Genomic DNA, 2,803 nt, shown 5'->3' with positions numbered 1-2,803 from the left:
CCCGCGTCTTGGCGGGGCCGTTTACGGCCTCGGCGACCCCCTCCTTCGGGGAGAAGAAGGGGCACTCCCGGTCCATCTCCACCATCTCCGGGCGCCACCTGTAGGCGGGCAGCTCGGGGTGGCACCGGGCGGGCGGCAAGGCCGAAAAGTCCGCGCCGGCCACCCACGGGAGGCGCGCGCAGTCAGCACAACGAACAGTCGGTACCATGGTCACGTGATCTTCCTCCATTTGGGATCAAGATGGTTTCCTTCAACTCCCAGAGAATTCCCGTGCCGGGGGGACGTGGTCCGAGAGGGGGTGTCTGTTTGGAACGACCAACCTGCCGTTTCTGCAATGTGCCGATGGGCCAAGTCTATCTGGAAAAGACCGGCGAACTCCACATTCCTGCCACGTATTCGGTGGATCAGGTCACGTGGCGCGAAAAGAGCGCGGCCATTTCAGAAACCGGAAGAAGCCTAACACTCGTCGCATACATCTGTGCCAAGTGCGGCTCAGTCGAATTCTTCCTGGATCGTTTTCACGCCGGCAGTTAGGACACGCGCAAGGCCGTCGAAGCTTCTCGCGCGTTACTTCATGGGCCTCGAAGTCCCGAACTGCTTTTACTTCGGCCACGCCCCCCGCCTCCCTTCGTTCGTCGGCCGCCATTCCTTACACCAGTTCCGCAGGCAGAGCCGCCACGAACTCGCCACGGTACACGCCCGAGGTGAGGGACGGGTTCTGCAGAGCGATGAGGTTGAACTCGGGCGCAGACCATTCCTTGTCAGACATGGTGACGCCCTTGATCACGCCACGGCAGAAGAAGAAGGTGTACTTCATGAACCCCTCCGATGCGCTGCGGGCGTCGTAGGACTGAGCGTAGACCTCCACCTGAAACACAGGCGGGGTCTGCTGCTGGTCGATGGTGGGGGCCTCCCAGCCGACCACCCGGGTGTCGGCGCCCTCTACGACCGTCACGAGGGTACCACCGGAGACGGTCTGCAAGGCATGGGCGTCAAAGCGAGCGTCCTTAAGCGTGAGATTCACGCCCACGATGGTGTCCGGGTCCTTGACCCGCGCGAGGACCTTGTCGCCGCCGCGGAGGGTACTGGCCTCCCCCTCCTCGACTTCCATCTCGACGCCGATCTCCTGGGCGGTCTTCACGCCCACCTTGGTCGGCGCGCCCGGCATGGTGCCATCGGCGTTGAGCGATGTGATCACGGCGCCACGGACACCGCGGATGTATCCTCGCTTGTTCTGTGCGAGCTGAGCCACTTACTTGGCCCCCTTTCTGCTGTTGTGGTTCACACGGGCCGCCGGACGGTGTTCCGGCTCGGCGACCTCGGCGATATAGCCGCTCTCCTCCGCGGCCTGGGTGAGGTGCTCCGGGAGCTCCGGAGCCGGGGTGCCGGCCACCAGCCGGTACTCCTCGCCGTTGGCGTCGAGAAGGATCACGGACTGAACAACCCTGCGCATGATCACACCTCCAGCGCCGCGACGGTGACCGAAGCGACCGCGGAGTAGCTGGCCTTGCACCGGCCGCTCGCGTTGTTGAAGCGACGGGGCTCAAACGGCCCGATCAGCCGCTCACTGCCGGCCGGCACGCTCACCTGCACGTCGTGGTCAAACCCCTGATCGCACGATTTCACCGAGTCAATGGTAACGGTAACAGCCGCGGCGCTGCCGTTCTTCACGTGCAGCATCGACCGGCCGCCGTTGGTCCACTCGTCGCCGGCCACGTCGGCGGCCAGGTACGCCGGGGCGAGCCCGGTCTGCGAAACCTTCTGCACCGCCAAGATCGCCATGAAATCACCCCCGTTCAAATAGGACAGCCGCCTCAAACATCACGAGGCGGCCGATCAGGCCCTTGTCGTCGTCCGGGAAGTCGCCGCCGCCAGGCAGCCAGTCCACCTGGTGTTGGGAGCCGTCGGTGGCGTCCAGCACCTCGATGCCGTGGAGCGCCCCGATCACATCGGCCTCGATCTGGTCGAGGGCCGTGAAGGTGTCGCGATCGCCGTAGATCCGGATCTCCACTTGCTGGGCACCAGCGTAGGAAATCGCCGGGCTGCCCCGGATCCCGGGGAGCTTTACCGTGGCATAGGGCCTCGTCGTCCCTGGCGGCGCCAGGAAGGCCTGGTAGACCCGCCCGCCCAGAGCCGGCACCTGGACCTTGAGATGCTGGATCACGGCTCGCCTGAGCACGGCTATCACTCCCAGAGACGCTTGTAGGTGCGGTAGATATCCGGGATTGCCGCGTCGAGAGTTGGCTTCAGGATGGCGTACTTGCCATCATTGGCCAGCTCCAGGTATACACCGTAGCTCATCGAGTGAGCCAGGGCGATGATGACCTGATTCCGGCCGACAACAATCTCACCCCGTAGCCCGCCCCGAGCGTCGCCCGTCCGGTCCTGCCACGGCGCATTGATCTTCGCCTGCCCCTCCAGCCGCCCTGCCCAGTCCTGAGCGAGGGCCACGATGGCCGCTCGGCGCTCGGCCTCCCAGTTGCGGAGGTTGCGGATCACGTTGCCCTCACCGGCCACTTACGAGACCTCCTCGACGGCCGCCTGCACGGCGTAGGTCTGCCCCTGCCACTGCCGTGCCGTAACACGGCGGACGATGTAGCGGCGGCTTCCCACAGTGAACGAGTCCTCCACACCAGAGCCGTCCTGCAGGTCCGCGTCCCAGGGAGCCAGTAACAGGATGCCAGCAACATGCTCCTGACCGGCCTCGGAGGTCACCATCACAGGGGGGCGGCTTGCCGACTGAGGCACCAGACGGCCGTTAAAGGCGGGGAGGTCACTCTCTACCTTGGCCCGGCCGCCGGCG

At 65.3% G+C, this 2,803-nt stretch carries 7 protein-coding genes and 1 pseudogene; 1 reads left to right on the top strand and 7 read right to left on the bottom strand.

Annotated elements, in window-relative coordinates; genetic code table 11:
* Positions 1–208: hypothetical protein (locus M6689_RS12485; protein WP_298272237.1), on the bottom strand; the 208-nt coding region annotated here is incomplete at its 3' end.
* Between the two features lie 98 nt (positions 209–306).
* Between M6689_RS12485 and M6689_RS12480 the strand changes: the two genes are divergently transcribed.
* Positions 307–534 (top strand): hypothetical protein, encoded by a 228-nt coding sequence (locus tag M6689_RS12480; RefSeq protein ID WP_298272234.1) that lies wholly within the window; start codon positions 307–309, stop codon positions 532–534.
* A gap of 115 nt (positions 535–649) precedes the next feature.
* Here the strand turns inward: M6689_RS12480 and M6689_RS12475 are convergent, their stop codons facing one another.
* From M6689_RS12475 to M6689_RS12450, 6 genes and pseudogenes are all read right to left on the bottom strand, one after another.
* A complete protein-coding gene (locus tag M6689_RS12475) occupies positions 650–1,252 on the bottom strand; it encodes a hypothetical protein (RefSeq protein WP_298272232.1) in 603 nt (200 codons plus the stop codon).
* The gene (locus M6689_RS12470) at positions 1,253–1,453 is read right to left on the bottom strand and encodes a hypothetical protein (protein ID WP_298272230.1); all 201 of its coding nucleotides are present in this window, start codon (positions 1,451–1,453) and stop codon (positions 1,253–1,255) included. It abuts the gene before it with no gap.
* 2 nt (positions 1,454–1,455) lie between these two features.
* Positions 1,456–1,782 carry a hypothetical protein gene (locus M6689_RS12465; protein WP_298272227.1) on the bottom strand — a complete coding sequence of 109 codons (327 nt, stop codon included), beginning with the start codon at positions 1,780–1,782 and terminating at the stop codon, positions 1,456–1,458.
* Positions 1,783–1,786: 4 nt separating this feature from the next.
* Positions 1,787–2,179: a hypothetical protein gene (locus M6689_RS12460; protein WP_298272226.1), complete on the bottom strand. Its 393-nt coding sequence runs from the start codon at positions 2,177–2,179 to the stop codon at positions 1,787–1,789.
* Between the two features lie 5 nt (positions 2,180–2,184).
* Positions 2,185–2,517 carry a hypothetical protein gene (locus M6689_RS12455; protein WP_298272224.1) on the bottom strand — a complete coding sequence of 111 codons (333 nt, stop codon included), beginning with the start codon at positions 2,515–2,517 and terminating at the stop codon, positions 2,185–2,187.
* Positions 2,518–2,803, bottom strand: a pseudogene (locus M6689_RS12450) (hypothetical protein); the annotation flags it as partial.

Source organism: Geobacter sp., from assembly GCF_027327745.1.
In the GTDB taxonomy this organism is placed as follows: domain Bacteria; phylum Desulfobacterota; class Desulfuromonadia; order Geobacterales; family Geobacteraceae; genus Geobacter.
The sequence above is the reverse complement of the archived record's forward strand: the minus strand, read 5'-3'. Positions and strand labels throughout refer to the sequence as shown.